15 protein-coding genes are annotated in these 14,692 nt (G+C 71.1%); 3 read left to right on the top strand and 12 right to left on the bottom strand.

All coding sequences use genetic code 11. From position 1 onward, the window contains the following. The first annotated feature begins 22 nt into the window (after positions 1-22). Positions 23-658 (top strand): TetR/AcrR family transcriptional regulator, encoded by a 636-nt coding sequence (locus tag OO71_RS18690; protein WP_033291070.1) that lies wholly within the window; start codon positions 23-25, stop codon positions 656-658. On the opposite strand, the gene OO71_RS18685 is transcribed toward OO71_RS18690, so the two are convergent. The 12 genes from OO71_RS18685 to OO71_RS18635 form a co-directional block, all read right to left on the bottom strand. Continuing rightward, complete coding sequence (locus OO71_RS18685) at positions 631-1,641, bottom strand: lysophospholipid acyltransferase family protein (protein WP_033291069.1); 1,011 nt, start codon at positions 1,639-1,641, stop codon at positions 631-633. The genes OO71_RS18690 and OO71_RS18685 overlap by 28 nt on opposite strands. Continuing rightward, positions 1,638-2,684: an NAD-dependent epimerase/dehydratase family protein gene (locus OO71_RS18680; RefSeq protein WP_033291068.1), complete on the bottom strand. Its 1,047-nt coding sequence runs from the start codon at positions 2,682-2,684 to the stop codon at positions 1,638-1,640. The genes OO71_RS18685 and OO71_RS18680 overlap by 4 nt, the downstream gene beginning before the upstream one ends. A 244-nt stretch (positions 2,685-2,928) precedes the next feature. Beyond that, positions 2,929-3,030, bottom strand: coding sequence for a 30S ribosomal protein bS22 (locus tag OO71_RS48955; protein WP_007030867.1), 102 nt, complete (start codon positions 3,028-3,030; stop codon positions 2,929-2,931). A 202-nt stretch (positions 3,031-3,232) separates the two neighbouring features. Continuing rightward, positions 3,233-3,448, bottom strand: coding sequence for a helix-turn-helix domain-containing protein (locus OO71_RS18675; RefSeq protein WP_033291067.1), 216 nt, complete (start codon positions 3,446-3,448; stop codon positions 3,233-3,235). 569 nt (positions 3,449-4,017) lie between these two features. Continuing rightward, a complete protein-coding gene (proC, locus tag OO71_RS18670) occupies positions 4,018-4,827 on the bottom strand; it encodes a pyrroline-5-carboxylate reductase (protein ID WP_033291066.1) in 810 nt (269 codons plus the stop codon). 24 nt (positions 4,828-4,851) lie between these two features. Next, positions 4,852-5,682, bottom strand: a complete 831-nt coding sequence (locus tag OO71_RS18665) for a thioesterase family protein (protein WP_033291065.1) — start codon at positions 5,680-5,682, stop codon at positions 4,852-4,854. 181 nt (positions 5,683-5,863) lie between these two features. After that, positions 5,864-6,661 (bottom strand): sugar phosphate isomerase/epimerase family protein, encoded by a 798-nt coding sequence (locus OO71_RS18660; RefSeq protein ID WP_211260550.1) that lies wholly within the window; start codon positions 6,659-6,661, stop codon positions 5,864-5,866. 29 nt (positions 6,662-6,690) lie between these two features. After that, positions 6,691-8,268 carry a hypothetical protein gene (locus OO71_RS51275; RefSeq protein ID WP_033291063.1) on the bottom strand — a complete coding sequence of 526 codons (1,578 nt, stop codon included), beginning with the start codon at positions 8,266-8,268 and terminating at the stop codon, positions 6,691-6,693. A 148-nt stretch (positions 8,269-8,416) separates the two neighbouring features. Further along, on the bottom strand, positions 8,417-9,400 hold the full coding sequence (locus tag OO71_RS18650) for a Ppx/GppA family phosphatase (RefSeq protein ID WP_033291062.1): 984 nt from the start codon (positions 9,398-9,400) through the stop codon (positions 8,417-8,419). Positions 9,401-9,636: 236 nt separating this feature from the next. Beyond that, positions 9,637-10,326, bottom strand: a complete 690-nt coding sequence (locus OO71_RS18645; protein ID WP_033291061.1) for a response regulator transcription factor — start codon at positions 10,324-10,326, stop codon at positions 9,637-9,639. Beyond that, entirely contained in the window at positions 10,323-11,561 is a 1,239-nt protein-coding gene (locus OO71_RS18640; protein WP_033291060.1) for a sensor histidine kinase, read from the bottom strand. Before OO71_RS18640 ends, OO71_RS18645 begins: the two co-directional genes overlap by 4 nt. Positions 11,562-11,690: 129 nt before the next feature. Then, positions 11,691-12,551, bottom strand: a complete 861-nt coding sequence (locus tag OO71_RS18635; protein ID WP_033291059.1) for an aldo/keto reductase — start codon at positions 12,549-12,551, stop codon at positions 11,691-11,693. 77 nt (positions 12,552-12,628) lie between these two features. On the opposite strand from OO71_RS18635, the gene OO71_RS18630 reads away from it, so the two are divergent. Next, positions 12,629-13,255, top strand: a complete 627-nt coding sequence (locus OO71_RS18630; RefSeq protein ID WP_033291058.1) for a response regulator transcription factor — start codon at positions 12,629-12,631, stop codon at positions 13,253-13,255. Continuing rightward, entirely contained in the window at positions 13,252-14,157 is a 906-nt protein-coding gene (locus OO71_RS18625; RefSeq protein ID WP_245633707.1) for a hypothetical protein, read from the top strand. The genes OO71_RS18630 and OO71_RS18625 overlap by 4 nt, the downstream gene beginning before the upstream one ends. Positions 14,158-14,692 lie beyond the last annotated feature (535 nt).

Raw genomic sequence — 14,692 nt, 5'->3', positions numbered from 1 at the left:
TAGCATTGCTATGCTATGGAACATGGCGAGGGCGAAAGATCCGGCAGTACGCACCCGGCTGGTCGAACGGGCCGCGCAGATGCTCCGCACCCGCGAGCCGATCACGCTGCGGTCCCTCGTGGCCGGTACCGGAGTGTCCACAATGGCCGTCTACACCCACTTCGACGGCATGGACGGGCTCTGGAAAGCCTTGCGGCAAGAGGGTTTCACCCGGCTGGCCGCGAGGATGTCGACAGTGCGTACGTCAGCCGATCCGGTACGCGACCTCGCCGCACTGGTCGCTGCGTACCTCGGCAACGCGCTCGACCATCCCGACCTCTACCGCGTGATGTTCGACGCGAACTTCGAGCTCGAGGACGCCCAAGCCGCCGACGACACCCTCGAATGCCTCGTGCAGGCCGCCATCCGGGGACGGGAAGCAGGGCGGTTCCGCAAGGACGTCGACGCGCTCGAACTCGCCACCCAAAGCTGGGCCGTCACGCACGGCCTCGTATCCCTGGTCGCGAACGGTCCGCTCCCGCCGGCAACGCTCGACCACGGCGTGCCGTTGCTGACCGCGTTGTACGTGAGCGTGGGCGACGAACCAAAGCGCTGCGGACGTTCGGTGCGCCGCGGGTGGCGGCTGCCCGATCAGCCGCGGAACACGCTCCGCCGCTGAGAAAGCCTGCGGTACAAGGATTGCTGGATCGACTCGCGTACCTGGTCGGTGAGCGTGAACACGAGCATCGGGTCTTCGACCGCGTCCGGACCGTACTCGTCGGTGCGGATCGGCTCGCCGAATTCGATGCTCCACTTCGTGGGCAAGGGCACTGCGCCGAGCGGGCCGAGCAGCGGGAAGAACGGCGTGATCGGGAAGTACGGCAACCCGAACAGCCGGGCCAGCACCTTGAGGTCGCCGATCTTCGGGTACGTCTCCTCTGCGCCGACCACCGACACCGGAATGATCGGCACCCCCGCGCGCATGGCCGCGGACACGAACCCGCCACGGCCGAAGCGCTGCAGCTTGTACCGCGCGGAGAACGGCTTTCCGATCCCCTTGAACCCCTCCGGCCACACGCCGACGAGCTCGCCGCCGGTGAGCAGCCGTTCGGCATCCGCGTTGCACGCCAGCGTCTGCCCGGACTTCCGCGCGAACGACCCCACCACCGGCAGCTTGAACACCAGGTCGGCGCCGAGGCCGCGCAGGTGCCGTCCACCGGTTTCGTCGTGTACCGCGACCGCGGTCATCAACGCGTCGAGCGGCAACGTTCCGGAGTGGTTGGACACCAGCAGCGCCCCGCCCGCGGCGGGCAGGTTCTCGACGCCGAAAGTGTCCACCCGGAACCACTTTTCGTACAACGCCCGCAGCGGCGGCAGCACCAGCGTCTCGGTGAGTTCCGCGTCGAAGCCGAACTCGTCCACTGCGTAGTCGCCGGTGAGCCGGTGCCGCAGGAAAGCGAGCGCGTTCCGCACGGACTCGGGCAGCGGATCCGGTTCGCGCGCCGGAGCGGCGGGCACCGGGAATTCGACCACCGGCGCGTCCGCGCGCGGTTCGCCGGGCTGCTCGACCGGTTTCTCCCGGCCGGGCCCGTGCAGGGGGATGATCTGTGCCTCGGCACCGTTCACGGGATGTGCCTCACTTCCGGCCCTCGCGCGGCTCATCGGCGCGCCTGCCCGGTGGCGGCGGCCTCGAGCACCTTGCCGGCCAGCCCGGCGAGTGCGCCGCCGTCGAGCACCGGGCGCAGGCCGCGGCCGGCCACGTAGTCGTCGAACGCCTCGCGGGTGGTCCAGCGGGGCGTGTACCCGAATTCCTTCTTGAGCTTCGTGATGTCCACTGCCCGGCCGAAGTTGAGCAGCCGGACCTGGTCGGCGGAGAAGTCGACCACCCGCGCACCACGCAGCAGCTTGCCGACCGACGGCACCACCGACCGCGGCATCGGCAGCCCCACCCGCCCGGCCCGGCGGATCGCCTGCGACAACGTGAGCACGCCCTCGGACGCGACGTTGAACACCCCGGGTTTGTCTTGCCGCGTCGCCATTTCCAGCACCGCCAGCGCATCCGCGCCGTGCAGCAGCTGCAGCCGGGAGTCGTAACCGAACACCGTCGGCACGACCGGCAGCGAGAAGTACCGCGACAGCACCGTGTCGACCTCGGGCCCGATGATGTTCGCGAACCGGGCGAGCGTGATGGTGAGATCCGGGCGGCGGCGGGCGAGGCCGCGCACGTAACCCTCCATCTCCACGGCATCCTTCGCGTACCCGCTGGACGACGGCGGGATCAGCGCGGACTCCTCGGTGAACACCGCCTGCGACCGCGCACCGGCGCCGTACACCGCGGCACTGGACTTGACCACGAGCTTGCGCACCTTCGGCGCCCGCTGGCACGCCGCGAGCAGCCGCATGGTGCCGATGACGTTCACTTCCTTGACCGCCGCCCGTCGGCTCGGCCCGGCCGGATGCGCAATGCACGAGGTGTGCACGACGGTGTCGACCTCGGCACTGCTGATGACCTTCGCGATGAGCGGGTTGCGGATGTCGGCGCGGACGAACTCGGCGCGGCCCATCCGCTGCTGGACGTCCTTGGCGGGCGGCGCGGTGTCCACGCCGATCACGCGCTCGAACTCCGGGTCGGTGCCGAGCCGGGCGAGCAGCTTCCCGCCGAGGTCACCGGCGACTCCGGTGACGAGCACGACATTCGAGGCCAACGGGACTCCCTGATCGGCAGCGGGTGCGGGGGTGGGGTGACGTGATCACCGGGGGTGCGCGAACCTGCACTCACTGGAAGCATCGCGCGAACGCACCGGCCATGTTACCCACCCGCACTGCCCTTCTGACCAGGCCTTACCCGGTTTTGACGGCCGACGTCCGGAATGCGGTACGCGCCTCACTCGATCGGGTGAACATGACTGTGGCCCGTCCAGAGACTGGACGGGCCACGGAAAGCCTGGCTCACTTACCGGCTTTACGCCGCTGCACACGAGTCCGGCGAAGCAGCTTGCGGTGCTTCTTCTTCGACATGCGCTTGCGGCGCTTCTTGATCACGGAACCCATAGGGCGCTCCTCAGTTCGTCGTCGGTCACGCTGCCCGGCGCAGCATTCCAACGGGTGGAGCGCACAGGCACGAGCGGTCTACCAGGTTACTAGCGTCCCGGCGCGGGCCGGTCGGCGGGCATGGTTTGCTCCCGCCCGGCGACCACCCGGCCACGACTAAACCCGCCGCCCCGAGCGGAGCGGCGGCTTCCGGCCGGCGCGGTCAGCCGACGTCGAAGTAGGCACCCTGCAGGTACTCGTGCACTGCCTTTTCCGGCACCCGGAACGACTTCCCGACTCTCACCGCGGGAAGCTCACCCGAGTGCACGAGGCGGTACACGGTCATCTTCGAGACCCGCATCAGCGTGGCCACCTCGGCGACCGTCAAAAACTGGACCTGCCCTACCGCGGGCAAATCCTCCCTCTTGTTCGGCGACATGTTTACCGCGTCCTTCGACACGTGTCGCGCCACGAGGCTTCCCCACCTGTGGTATCGACACGCACGTGCTCTTCCGAGGGTAGCGGGACAGGTGGGACTAGTGCGACGCCTGTCACCAGGATGGGCTCTCACCTGCGCCTTCCCGACACCCATCCGGCGCAGTGATGCCGGAAATGCCGGGTTGAGTGATGGATAACGACCGGGAAGGGAACCTTGGGTCTTGTCCGTGGGGTACCGCCAGGGGTGGGCTGGGGTGCGGCCCGCGCCGCTGGCCATGGCCCTGGTCCTGGCCCTGGCTCTGGCCCGGGCTCCGCGGTCAGCGTTGGCGCTGGTCAGTCCCCGTTCTCTCACGTGGGACCGCGGGCCGGTGACGAGTCACGAGAATTAATGCGCGTTTCACGGAACCCTGCTGGTCAGCGCGAACCTGCGTCCGTGCCCAACGCGACCTCTCAGCAGCCGCCCACGCCCGGCACGCCGGACCAAGTCCGTGAAGGGAACCATGAGGGAATCTGATTCCGTGATGGTTCCCTTCACGGAAAGTCCGTGGCTACGTGCGGCGGCGACGAAGGTTACTCGTGGGCGCGGCCCAGCTCCTCCGAACGGTCGCGCGCCGCCTCGATCGCGTCCAGCAGCGCGGCCCGTACCCCGTGCTTCTCCAGCTCCCGGATGGCGTTGATGGTCGTGCCCGCGGGGGACGTCACCGCCTCGCGCAGCAGGACCGGGTGGTCCTGGCCCTCGGCGAGCATCTTCGCCGCGCCCACCGCCGACTGGATGATCAGCTGACCCGCCAGCGCACGCGGCAGGCCGAGCAGGATGCCCGCGTCGATCATGGCCTCGACCAGGTAGAAGAAGTACGCCGGACCCGATCCGGACAGCGCCGTCACCGCGTCCTGCTGCTTCTCCGGTACCTCGACCACCTGGCCGACGTGCGACAGCAGCTCCTTCACCAGCGCCACGTGCACCGGCGTCGCGTGCTTGCCCGGCGACACCGCGCTCATCGCCTCACCCACGAGCATCGGGGTGTTCGGCATCACGCGCACCACCGGCACCCCGGCGGCGAGGTGGCGTTCGTACAGCGCCGTCGGCAAGCCCGCGCACAGCGACACGACCAGCGACGACGTCCCGAGCAGCGGCGCCAGCTCGTCCAGCACCGGCTCGATGTCCTGGGGCTTCACGGCGACCACGAGGACGTCGGCGCGCTTGGCCGCGTCCGCGACCGTCACCGCCTGCATCCCCGGGTAGCGCGTCTCCAGCTCACGGGCGCGCTCGTCGTACCGCTCGGTGAACAGCAGGTCGCCCGGCGCATGACCGCCGTTGAGCAGGCCCGACAGCAGGGCTTCGCCGATCTTTCCCGCACCCAGCACCGCGATGACACTCATGCGACCAAGCGTGCCAAACGCAGTTCAGGCGCCCGGTGCCGGGGCGAGCGCGAGCTGCCGCGCCTGCGCGACGAGCCTGCCCTGCGCGTCGACGACCGTCGCGTCCGAGTCGAACCACGCCTCGTGCAGCGACCGCGATTCCACGACGATCCGCAGCCAGCCCGGCGCCGGACGCGTGCGCAGCAACGCCGTGAGCTGAACCGTGGGCGCCCAGCCGATCCGGCCGAGGTTCGCGACCACCGGCGGGTTGAGATCCCCGGCCAGCAGCGCGAAGTACACGTCGGCGTGCCCGATCCGCGGACGCGCCCACAACCGCAGCCGCGGCGGATCGCCCGCGCGGCCGGCGAGGAACCCCGCGGTCGCCTGGTCGACCCGGACGTCGCAGCTCGCCGCCAGGTGGAACGGCCCCTCGGACGTCTCCGCGCCCAGCGCCAGCGCACCTGCCGGCGGCTCCGCGGGCATCTGCGGCAGGTCCGTCCACTCGGGGCGGCGCATCGGCAACCTTCCGGTGGTCACCCGCGCCTCCACACAGCTGCGGCCGCGCTGTTCGAGCGACACCGCGACCACCGACGCCCGGCGGCCGACCTTGCGGACGTCGGTGCGCAGCAGCACCGGACCGAGCGCAGGTGCATGCAGGAAATCAGCGCTCACCGCGAGGGGTTCGACGGTCGCGTCGCCCCGCTCGTGCAGCACCCCCGCCGCGGCTTTGGCCAGCATCGCCATAAGGAATCCGCCGTGCGGATGGGCCGCGATCGACCAATCCGCACGCAAGGTGGCGGTGAACGTGCCGTCCCCCAGCGAACGGACCGCGGTGGCCGCGTCGAAAGCAGTCGCGGTGTCGTCGGCCGCGCTCACGGACAACCGGCCACGGCGGAACGGCGCGTGGAACCGGGTCCGGGGAGGGCTGGAGACGGCGATCGCAACAAGGTCACGCCCGGCACTTTACGTTGCCCTGGGGAAGATGCGGGCCGGCGCCGGGCCGTACCGCCCGGTCAGCCGAGCAAGATCACCCAGGGGTCCCGCGGGTCCCGGGGGGTCACTGCCCGAGATGCAGCCGGGCGAACAGCAGTGCCTCGGCGAGTGCCCGCGCCCGCGCCGCCGCTCCGGTGGCGTGCCGGGTGTTGACCTCCAGCACCACCTGGCCGTCGAAATCGTCGCCGACCAGCTTCTCCAGCAGCTCCGCGCACGGCTGCCCGCCGTGGCCGGGAATGAGGTGCTCGTCCTTCGGGATCCCGGTGCCGTCGGCGAGGTGGACGTGGCTCAGCCCGCCGCCCATCCGGTCGGCGAGCGCGAGCGCGTCCATCCGCGCGGCCGCGGCGTGCGACAGGTCGAGCGTGTAGTGCCGGAAGCCGACGTCGGTGGGGTCGATCGACGGCCGGAACGCCGACACGCGCGCGTCACGGGACCCGCCGGGCGGGCGGACCTTGAACATGTTCTCCACCGCGATGTCGACGCCGCTGGAGTCCTCCAGCTCGTCGACGAGGTCACCGAACGCGTCGCCGTACCGGCGCTGCCAGCGAAACGGCGGATGCACCACGACCGTGCGCGCCCCCAGCTCGAGGGCGGCATCGACGGACTTGCGCAGCCGCACCACCGGGTCCGGCGACCAGACCCGCTGGGTGATCAGCAGCGACGGCGAATGCACCGACAGCACCGGCATCCCGGTGCGCCGCGCCCAGCGCTTGACCGCGGCGACGTCCTGGCTGACCGGGTCGGCCCACACCATGACCTCGACGCCGTCGTAACCGAGGTCGGCGGCCAGCTCGAACGCCGCACCGGCGCGCAGCGGCCACACCGACGCGGTGCTCAGCCCCACCGGGACGGGCGTGCTCATGGTCACGCGCCCATCCTGCCGCAGTCGCGCTACTTGGCCACGAGCAGCAGTGCCGCCGGGGACACCGTGACCACCAGCCCGACGAGAATCGCCAGCAGCGTGGTCTGCAGGTCCTCGGCCCGGCGGATCTTCCGCACGATCCACACCAGCGCCACGATCACCAGCAATGCGCCGACGAGCGCGGCCGGCGCGAGGTTGACCCACAGCCAGTTGAAGCCCAGCCACACCCCGGCGCCGCCGACAACGCCGAGCGCGAGCTGCCCGGCCAGCGTCAGCCACTGCTTGCCCGCGGACGCCGCCGGCTCGGCCGGGGCCTCCTCGGCGACCGGTTCCTCGGCGACGGCTTCGTCGGGGTAGTCCTCGTACTCGTCGCCCTGCTCGTACGCGTAGCCGTCGTCGCCCTCGAAGTCCGGCTCGCCCGCGGGGTACGCCGGTTCGGCGAACTCGCGCTCGTACTCGGCGAGATCGTCCTGTTCCGGCGCCGGGTAACCCTGGGTGGGCGGCCCGCTGTACTCGGCCGGCTCGGCGTCCGCATCGGCAGGCGGCACGACCGGCATCACGCCGACCTCGGTGTCTTCCAGCTGCTCCTGCTCACGGCGCTGGCGCCAGCCGGCGAGACCCGCGGGCGGTGCGTCGTCGGAAATCCCGGGCGCTTCGCCCGAGGCGTCCACGGCGTCGAACTGCTCGGTGTGCGCTTCCTGCTTCGGCGCGGGACGGCGGGCCGGGGCGCGGCGCGGACGGCCGGGCGCCGGGAACGCGCCGCTGGCCATAGGGCCGGGTGCCTCCGGCGCCTCGGGGTCGGCGCCGTCGAGCCGGGCCGCGAACGTGCCGTCCGGGCCGGGTGCCGGACGCCGGACGGGCGGCACCTGGCCACGCGTCTCCTCGCCGGGCACGGGCGGACGCGGCGCACGGCCGCGCGGCGGCACCGGCATCTGGCCGGACTCCTGCGGGGCACGCACGTAGCCGGAATCCTGCGGACCGCCGGGTCGCGGATAGGCACCGGACTCCTGCGGCGGACGGTTGTACCCGGTGTCCTGCCTGCCGTTGCCGGGCCGGGGGAACTGACCGGACTCCTGGGGCGGGCGCAGGTAACCCGAGTCGTAGGCGGCGTCCTGGGCGCCCGGACGCGGGTACTGGCCGGACTCCTGCGGGGCACGGACGTAGCCCGAGTCCTGCTGGCCGTTGACCGGCCGCGGGTACTGCCCCGGCTCCTGGTCGTGCTGGCCGTTGACCGGGCGCGGATGGCCGTTCGCCGGTGGCGCGTAGTGGGCCGCCTCGGGGTCATGCTGGTCGCCCTGGCCGTTGACCGGCCGCGGGTACTGGCCCGAGTCCTGCGGAGCCGAACGCGGCACCGGTGGCGTGTCGGGGCGCCGCCTGCCGCCTGCGGGACGCGAGGGCGGCGGCGGGGTGCCTCCGTCGGCGGTCACCCGGTCGATGATCGCCTGTGGCGCCGTGTCGCTGATCTTGGCGCGGCGCGTGCCGGGTTCGTCGTCGTCCTCGGCCGCCCTGCGCCTGCGTCGCCGTGTGCCGTCGACCTGCTGCCCGTGCTGGGCGAGCAGTTCGGCCACGGTCTTCTGGGGCTGGTCGCCGCCGGTCTGGTCCGTCATACCGTGCTGTCCAAAGCGCGTTCGGGGTTGGTTGTGGTCTTCCGGGCACACCCGCATCCGGCGCCGCGCGCGATCGACCCCGTGCTGTGCATGTCCGTCACCTCTTCACCGTGCCTGGTCTCCGTCGGCGAAGTCCAGTCCGCTGCTGTCACCGGTCCTCCCCGTTCGCCGAAACGCCGGCGAGCGCGGCACCAGTGTCGTCCGTTCCGTTGGCATGGTCCAGCCGCCGCAGGATGACGCCCTCTCGCAGCGCCCATGGGCAGATCTCCAGCTCCGTGAGGGAGAGTGCCCGCATCGCGGCCTGCGCCACCAGCGCACCCGCCACGAGCTGGTGCGACCGGCTCGCGCTGACGCCTTCCAGCTGAGCCAGATCCGCGGCGGTCATCCGCGAGATGAAGGCGATGAGCTGGCGCAGCGCGGTGTCCGTGAGCGTACGGCGCACCCGCGGGCCTGCCGCCGAGGGGGCCGCCCCGGCCAGCCGGGCGAGCGAGCGGAAGGTCTTCGACGTGGCCACGATCCGGTCGGGCTGGCCCTGCTTGGCGACCTTCTTCGCGAGCCCGGCGAGCTGGTCCTCGAGCCAGGCCGACGTGGCCACGACCTCGGAGCGGGTGGGCGGGTCGTGGTGGAACCTCGTGCGGGTGGTGCGCCCGGCGCCGAGCGGCAGCGACTCCGCGAGCTCGGGTTCCTCGTCACGGCCCATCGCGATTTCGAGCGAGCCGCCGCCGATGTCGAGCACCAGCAGCTGCCCGGCCGACCAGCCGAACCACCGCCGCACCGCGAGGAAGGTGAGCCGCGCCTCGTCCGCGCCGGACAGCACCCGCAGGTCGACGCCGGTGTCCTTGGCCACTCTGGCCAGCACTTTCGGCGCGTTCTGCGCCTCGCGCACCGCGGACGTCGCGAACGGCAGGACTTCCTCGCAGTTCAGCCGCACGGCCGCGGCACGGGCCGATTCGACCGCCGCGACCAGCTCGTTCTCGCCCGCTTTGCTCAGGTCGCCGGACGCCGTGATCTGCTCGGCCAGCCGCAGCACGGTCTTCTCCGAGTGCATCGGCGTCGGGTGCGCACCACGATGGGCATCGACCACGAGCAAGTGGACGGTGTTGGAACCGACGTCGAGTACCCCTAGGCGCACGAGGATTCAGCGTACCGGTCCCACCGGCAGGTCTCGAAAGTGTAACCAACACCACTCGGTCCGTTATCGACTAAGCGTGCCCGCTCGCCCGCGCACCGTGATGGCCAAAACACCCCAATGTGGCATTCGCTGCATCTGACGCACCCAATGTGGCATTCGGTGCGTCACATGCACCCAATGTGGCATTGGGGTGTTTTGAACCCCGGCGGACCCCTCGCTCCGCCGGGGAGAATCGGTCACGTCTCGAACTTGTAGCCGAGCCCGCGGACGGTCACCAGGTGGCGCGGGGAACCCGGGTCCGGCTCGATCTTCGAGCGGAGCCGCTTCACGTGGACGTCGAGCGTCTTGGTGTCACCGACGTAGTCCGCGCCCCACACCCGGTCGATCAGCTGGCCGCGCGTGAGCACCCGGCCCACGTTGCGCAGCAGGTACTCCAGGAGGTCGAACTCCTTGAGCGGCAACGAAACCTCGGCGCCGTCCACGGTCACCACGTGCCGTTCGACGTCCATCCGCACCGGGCCGGCCGACAGCACCAGCGGCGCCAGTTCGCCGTCGGAGCCCGGCTCGCCGCCGCGGCGCAGCACTGCGCGCACCCGCGCGATCAGCTCGCGGGCCGAGTACGGCTTGGTCACGTAGTCGTCGGCGCCGAGCTCGAGGCCCACGACCTTGTCGATCTCGCTGTCGCGCGCGGTCACCATGATCACCGGCACCGCGGACCGCTGCCGCAGCTGCTTGCACACGTCGGTGCCGCTCATCCCGGGCAGCATCAGGTCGAGCAGCACGATGTCGGCACCGTTGCGGTCGAACTCCTCGAGCGCCTGCTGGCCGGTGCCGGCGACGGCCGCGGTGAAGCCTTCCTTGCGCAGCAGGAAGGCGAGCGGGTCGGCGAAGGACTCTTCGTCCTCGACTATGAGAACCCTCGTCACAGGTTTCCTCCACGGTCTGGGCCGGAGACTTCCTGCCCGGTTGCCACGAGGCGGGGTGTCCGCTCGGGGGTCGTGTCCGGCCGCACGGGGGCGACCTTGCGTGCGGTATCGGCAGGTTCGGTGCGGACGTGCGCCGGAATCCGCAGCGTGAACGTGGATCCGGTGCCGGGACGGCTCCAGAGTCCGACGGAACCGCCGTGGTTGGCCGCGACGTGCTTGACGATCGCCAGCCCCAGCCCGGTGCCGCCGGTGGCCCGCGAACGTGCCTTGTCCGCGCGATAGAAGCGCTCGAACACGCGCTGCTGCTCGTCCTCGGCGATGCCGATCCCGCGGTCGGTGACGGCGATCTCGACCATGCCGTCGGCCAGCCGGCGCGAGATGGTGACCGGGCTGCCCGCCGGGGAGTACGCGACGGCGTTCTCCAGCAGGTTCGACAGTGCGGTGACCAGCAGCGTCCGGTCGCCCTCGATGAGAAGGCTGCTCGGCGGGTCGGTGGTGATGGTGATGTCGGCGGATTCGGCGGACAGCGTGGCGCGGCCGAGTGCCTCGCGCACAACGGCGTCGACCTCGACGACGTTGAGGTCCGGCAGCCGTTCTGCGCCCTGCAGCCGGGACAGCGCGATCAGCTCGGTGACCAGCGTGCCCAGCCGCGTGGACTCGCGCAGGATCTTGCTGCCGAAGCGGCGGACCTCCTCCGTGTCTTCGGCGGCGTCCAGGACGGCCTCGGTGAGCAGCGCGATCGCGCCGACCGGCGTCTTCAGCTCGTGGCTCACGTTGGCCACGAAATCGCGCCGTACCGCCTCCAGCCGGATGGCCTCGGAGTGGTCGACGGCCTCCACCACGGTGAACCCGTCCCCCAATGGCCGGACCTCGCCGAGCACCGCCTCCGGCTGGCGGCGGCCACGGTTCTCCAGCGGGGAGAGGTCGACCTCCATCGGCTCGTCGGTCTCCACGACCTGCTCGGCGGCCTTGCGCGCCCGGGCGTCGGCCTGGTTCACGCGGACCAGGCCGAGCTCGTACGCCCGCGGGTTGTGCAGCACGAGGTCACCGAACCGGTTGAGCACCACGATGCCGCTGTTGGACGAGCGGATGAGCCGCATCAGCAGCTCGGCGACGGTGGGTCCGGCCGGGGCCTCCGCCTCGCGCCGGGCGCGCGTGCGGGCCACCAGATAGCCGGCGACCGCGCCGACGACGAGAGCGCCGATGGCCGTCAGCAGGGCAACAGGCGTGGTCACGAAGGAATCGTAAGCATCCCGGTAGCCTTCCGGCCTAGTCCTGGAAGCCCGGTCGTGAGGCGTGTGACACCTGAGGGGTACATATTCGCCTCCGGGTCAGGCCCCGTTCACCCGATCGAGATCTTCTGGTCAATCCGCAAGGGTCGCGAGGTCTTCCGTCGTCAGCTCGATGGCCGCGGCCGCGACGTTCTGTTCGAGGTGCGCCGGATCGCCGGTACCCGGAATGGCCAGGACGTGCGGACCCTGCGCGAGCGTCCAGGCGAGCCGCACCTGGGCGTCCGACGCGCCGTGCCGCCGGGCGACCTCGGTGACGCGCTGGTCGGTTTGTCCACTCGCGACGGCGAAGAACGGCACGAATGCCACGTTCTGCTTGCCGCAGAGCTGCAGGAGGTCGTCGTCCTCGCGGCGGGCGGACAGGCCGTACTGGTTCTGCACGCACACCACCGGCGCAATCGCTTGCGCCTCGGCCAGGTGCTCGGGGCCGACGTTGGAGATCCCCAGCTCGCGGATGAGCCCTGCGGTACGCAATTCGGCGAGCGCGCCGAAATGGTCGGCGAGCGGTCCGGTACCGCGGTCCAGACCAGCGCCGATCCGCAGGTTGACCAGGTCGAGGTGGTCGCGGCCGAGCGCGCGGAGGTTCTGCTCCAGCTGGCCGCGGAGCTCGTCGGGACGTGCGAACGGGAGGAACTCGCCCGACGGGCCGCGGGCCGGTCCGAGCTTGGTGGCGAGCACGAAATCGTCGCGGTACGGCGCCAGGGCGGCCTTGATCAGCTCGTTCGCCGACCAGCCGGTGCCGAAGTAGAACGCGGCGGTGTCGATGTGGTTCACGCCCAGCTCCACGGCCCGGCGCAGGACCGCGATGGCGCGGTCGCGGTCCACGGGCTGGTCCGGTTCGTGCGGGCCGAGCCGCATTGCGCCGTAGCCGAGGCGGTTGACGGTGAGCGAGCCGAGCTGCCAGGTACCCGCGGCAGCGGCGGGAAGGTTCGTCATGCTTCGAGCGTGCCGAGTTCCCTGGCTTGACCGGCCGGTTTGGCAGCAAGCTGCCATCGGGGAGGACACTGGGTGTCGTGCCCCGAGTCGACGACGTCGCGACCGTGCGCGACGAACACGAACTGCTGGACCGAGCCGGCCACCTGCTCGCGAACGCCGGCGAGATCGCGTGTGCCGCGAACGACCTGCACACCTGGTCGGCCGCGCAGAAATTCGCCGCGGAGCTGCCGTTCCGGCCGAAGATGCGGGTACGCAAGGTGTACCTGTCGCGGGTACTGCTCGACGCCGAGAGCGCCGAACACGTCCGCGGCCTGCGGACTCTCGGCGCGGAGGTGCGGATCAGCGACCGCGAGATCAACGAGACGATCCTCGTCGACGGCCGGATCGCCATCCTCGCTGCGGGATCCGGCTACAGCGTGCTGACCAGGCCGGACGTGGTGCAGGGGATCACGTCGCTGTTCGAGGTGGCGTGGCGCTCGTCGACCGCGGTGGACGCGTACGAGACGCGGTTTGCCGAGCTGCGGCAGTACACGCCGAAGCTGCTGGACCTGCTGTCGTCAGGCTGTACGGACGAGAAGGCGGCCCGCGAGATGGGCGTCGGGCTGCGCACGTACCGTCGGCGCGTGGCCGAACTGATGGATGTACTGGGTGCGACGTCGCGTTTCCAAGCCGGTGCTCTCGCGCGGGAGGCGGGGCTGCTGTGAAACGTGCTGTCGTCGCCGCGGCGCTGGTCACCGTCGGATGTAGTTCGAGTGTGTCCGGGCAGCCGGCGCCGCAGCCTCAGCCGGTACCGGCGAATCTGGCCTATGTGGACACTCGCGCGACCGGCGACGCGGTGGCCGGGGTGAAAAAGGCCGTGGAGACGGCATTCAGCTACGACTCGGCGAAACCGGACGAGGTCACGCGGAACGAGCAGGAGTACCTCACCGGCGCGGCGCGCGCACAGTTCGACAAGACGTTCGCGGAGGTCCGGACCACTCCGGTGACCACGCAGACGCAGGTGCTGGAAACGGCCCTGGCGGAGCTGCGGCCGGACCGCGCGCAGGTGCTGGTGGTCGCCGCGCAGCACAGCAGCCGCCCCGACGGAGCAACCAACCAGGCGACGGCCGTCATGCTGCTCACGGCAGTCCCGGCGAAGGGACACTGGCAGCTGCAGGACATGAACTTCGACCCGCGCGGCCAGCTGGTTTCGCCTGATGGGTCGTCTTTGGGGCCGGCGTCCGCCCGCGACACGGCAGTGGCCGCCGCCCACCGCGACGGCGGCGTCCTGCTGACCGTCGACCCCCAAAACGCCGACGCAGGCTACGACGGCTGGGAAAAGGTCGCCGCGGAGCCACTGCTGACCCAGTTCCGCACGGACCGCACGCAGACGCTCGACCACATCCGGAAGAGCGGAACAAAAGCGACTTTCAGCCCGAACTCAACGGCCGCTTTGACGGACATCAGCCCGGACGGAACCCGCGCGTCGGCCCTGCTGGCGGCCCTGGTGACCACCACGGGCGCCCAGCAAGCCGAACGCCGCCTGCCGATCCACCTGGATTTGGTGCGGAGCGGCACGGAGTGGAAGGTGTCGGGGATGAAAGTGGTTGCCGCGCAAGGTTCTTGAGTACGGTTTGGCTGGCGCGGGGATGCACCGGCCTGGCTGCGAACTACGCCACCCACAGCGCCGCAAGCCGATGCTGCCCGCCACCGCTCCCGATGCCAACCGGCACGCGACCCCCCGGCCAGGCAGCCGGGCCTGGCTGCGAACCACGCCACCCACAGCGCGCGCCACCGTTCCCGAGCTCAACCGGCACGCGACCCGGTCTGGCTAGCCAACCGCGCCCGCACCGGCGGCGTTGGCCAGCTATGCCGCCCGCACTAAGCGCCGGGCCTGGCTGCCGACCACGCCACCCCGCAGCACCGCGCCACCGTTCCCGAGGCCAACCGACACGCGACCCGGCCAGGCTGCTCCTTTGCTGCCAACCGCGTCCGCCCCGGCGGCGTTGGCCAGCCACGCCACCCGCACTCAGCACCGGGCCACCGCCACCCGCGGCGACCGGCGGTCAGCCACGCCGGTTGCGCAACCGGCCACCTGGTCCAGACCCGCGCCCCACTCGTCACGACTGCCCGGGTCTGCAGAACTCGTGAGCGGCAGCACC

This window comes from Amycolatopsis jejuensis, assembly GCF_000717335.1.
Taxonomy (GTDB): Bacteria; Actinomycetota; Actinomycetes; order Mycobacteriales; family Pseudonocardiaceae; genus Amycolatopsis; species Amycolatopsis jejuensis.
Note: the sequence above shows the minus strand (reverse complement) of the source record. Positions and strands in the feature narration are given on the sequence as shown.

Excerpts from the sequence above, each read along its gene's own strand:
- proC (WP_033291066.1), bottom strand. The coding sequence starts at position 4,827 with ATGAGTGTCATCGCGGTGCTGGGTGCGGGAAAGATCGGCGAAGCCCTG.
- OO71_RS18685 (WP_033291069.1), bottom strand. The coding sequence starts at position 1,641 with ATGAGCCGCGCGAGGGCCGGAAGTGAGGCACATCCCGTGAACGGTGCC.
- OO71_RS18660 (WP_211260550.1), bottom strand. The coding sequence starts at position 6,661 with ATGAGCACGCCCGTCCCGGTGGGGCTGAGCACCGCGTCGGTGTGGCCG.
- OO71_RS18635 (WP_033291059.1), bottom strand. The coding sequence starts at position 12,551 with ATGACGAACCTTCCCGCCGCTGCCGCGGGTACCTGGCAGCTCGGCTCG.
- OO71_RS51275 (WP_033291063.1), bottom strand. The coding sequence starts at position 8,268 with ATGACGGACCAGACCGGCGGCGACCAGCCCCAGAAGACCGTGGCCGAA.
- OO71_RS18675 (WP_033291067.1), bottom strand. The coding sequence starts at position 3,448 with ATGTCGCCGAACAAGAGGGAGGATTTGCCCGCGGTAGGGCAGGTCCAG.
- OO71_RS18690 (WP_033291070.1), top strand. The coding sequence starts at position 23 with ATGGCGAGGGCGAAAGATCCGGCAGTACGCACCCGGCTGGTCGAACGG.
- OO71_RS48955 (WP_007030867.1), bottom strand. The coding sequence starts at position 3,030 with ATGGGTTCCGTGATCAAGAAGCGCCGCAAGCGCATGTCGAAGAAGAAG.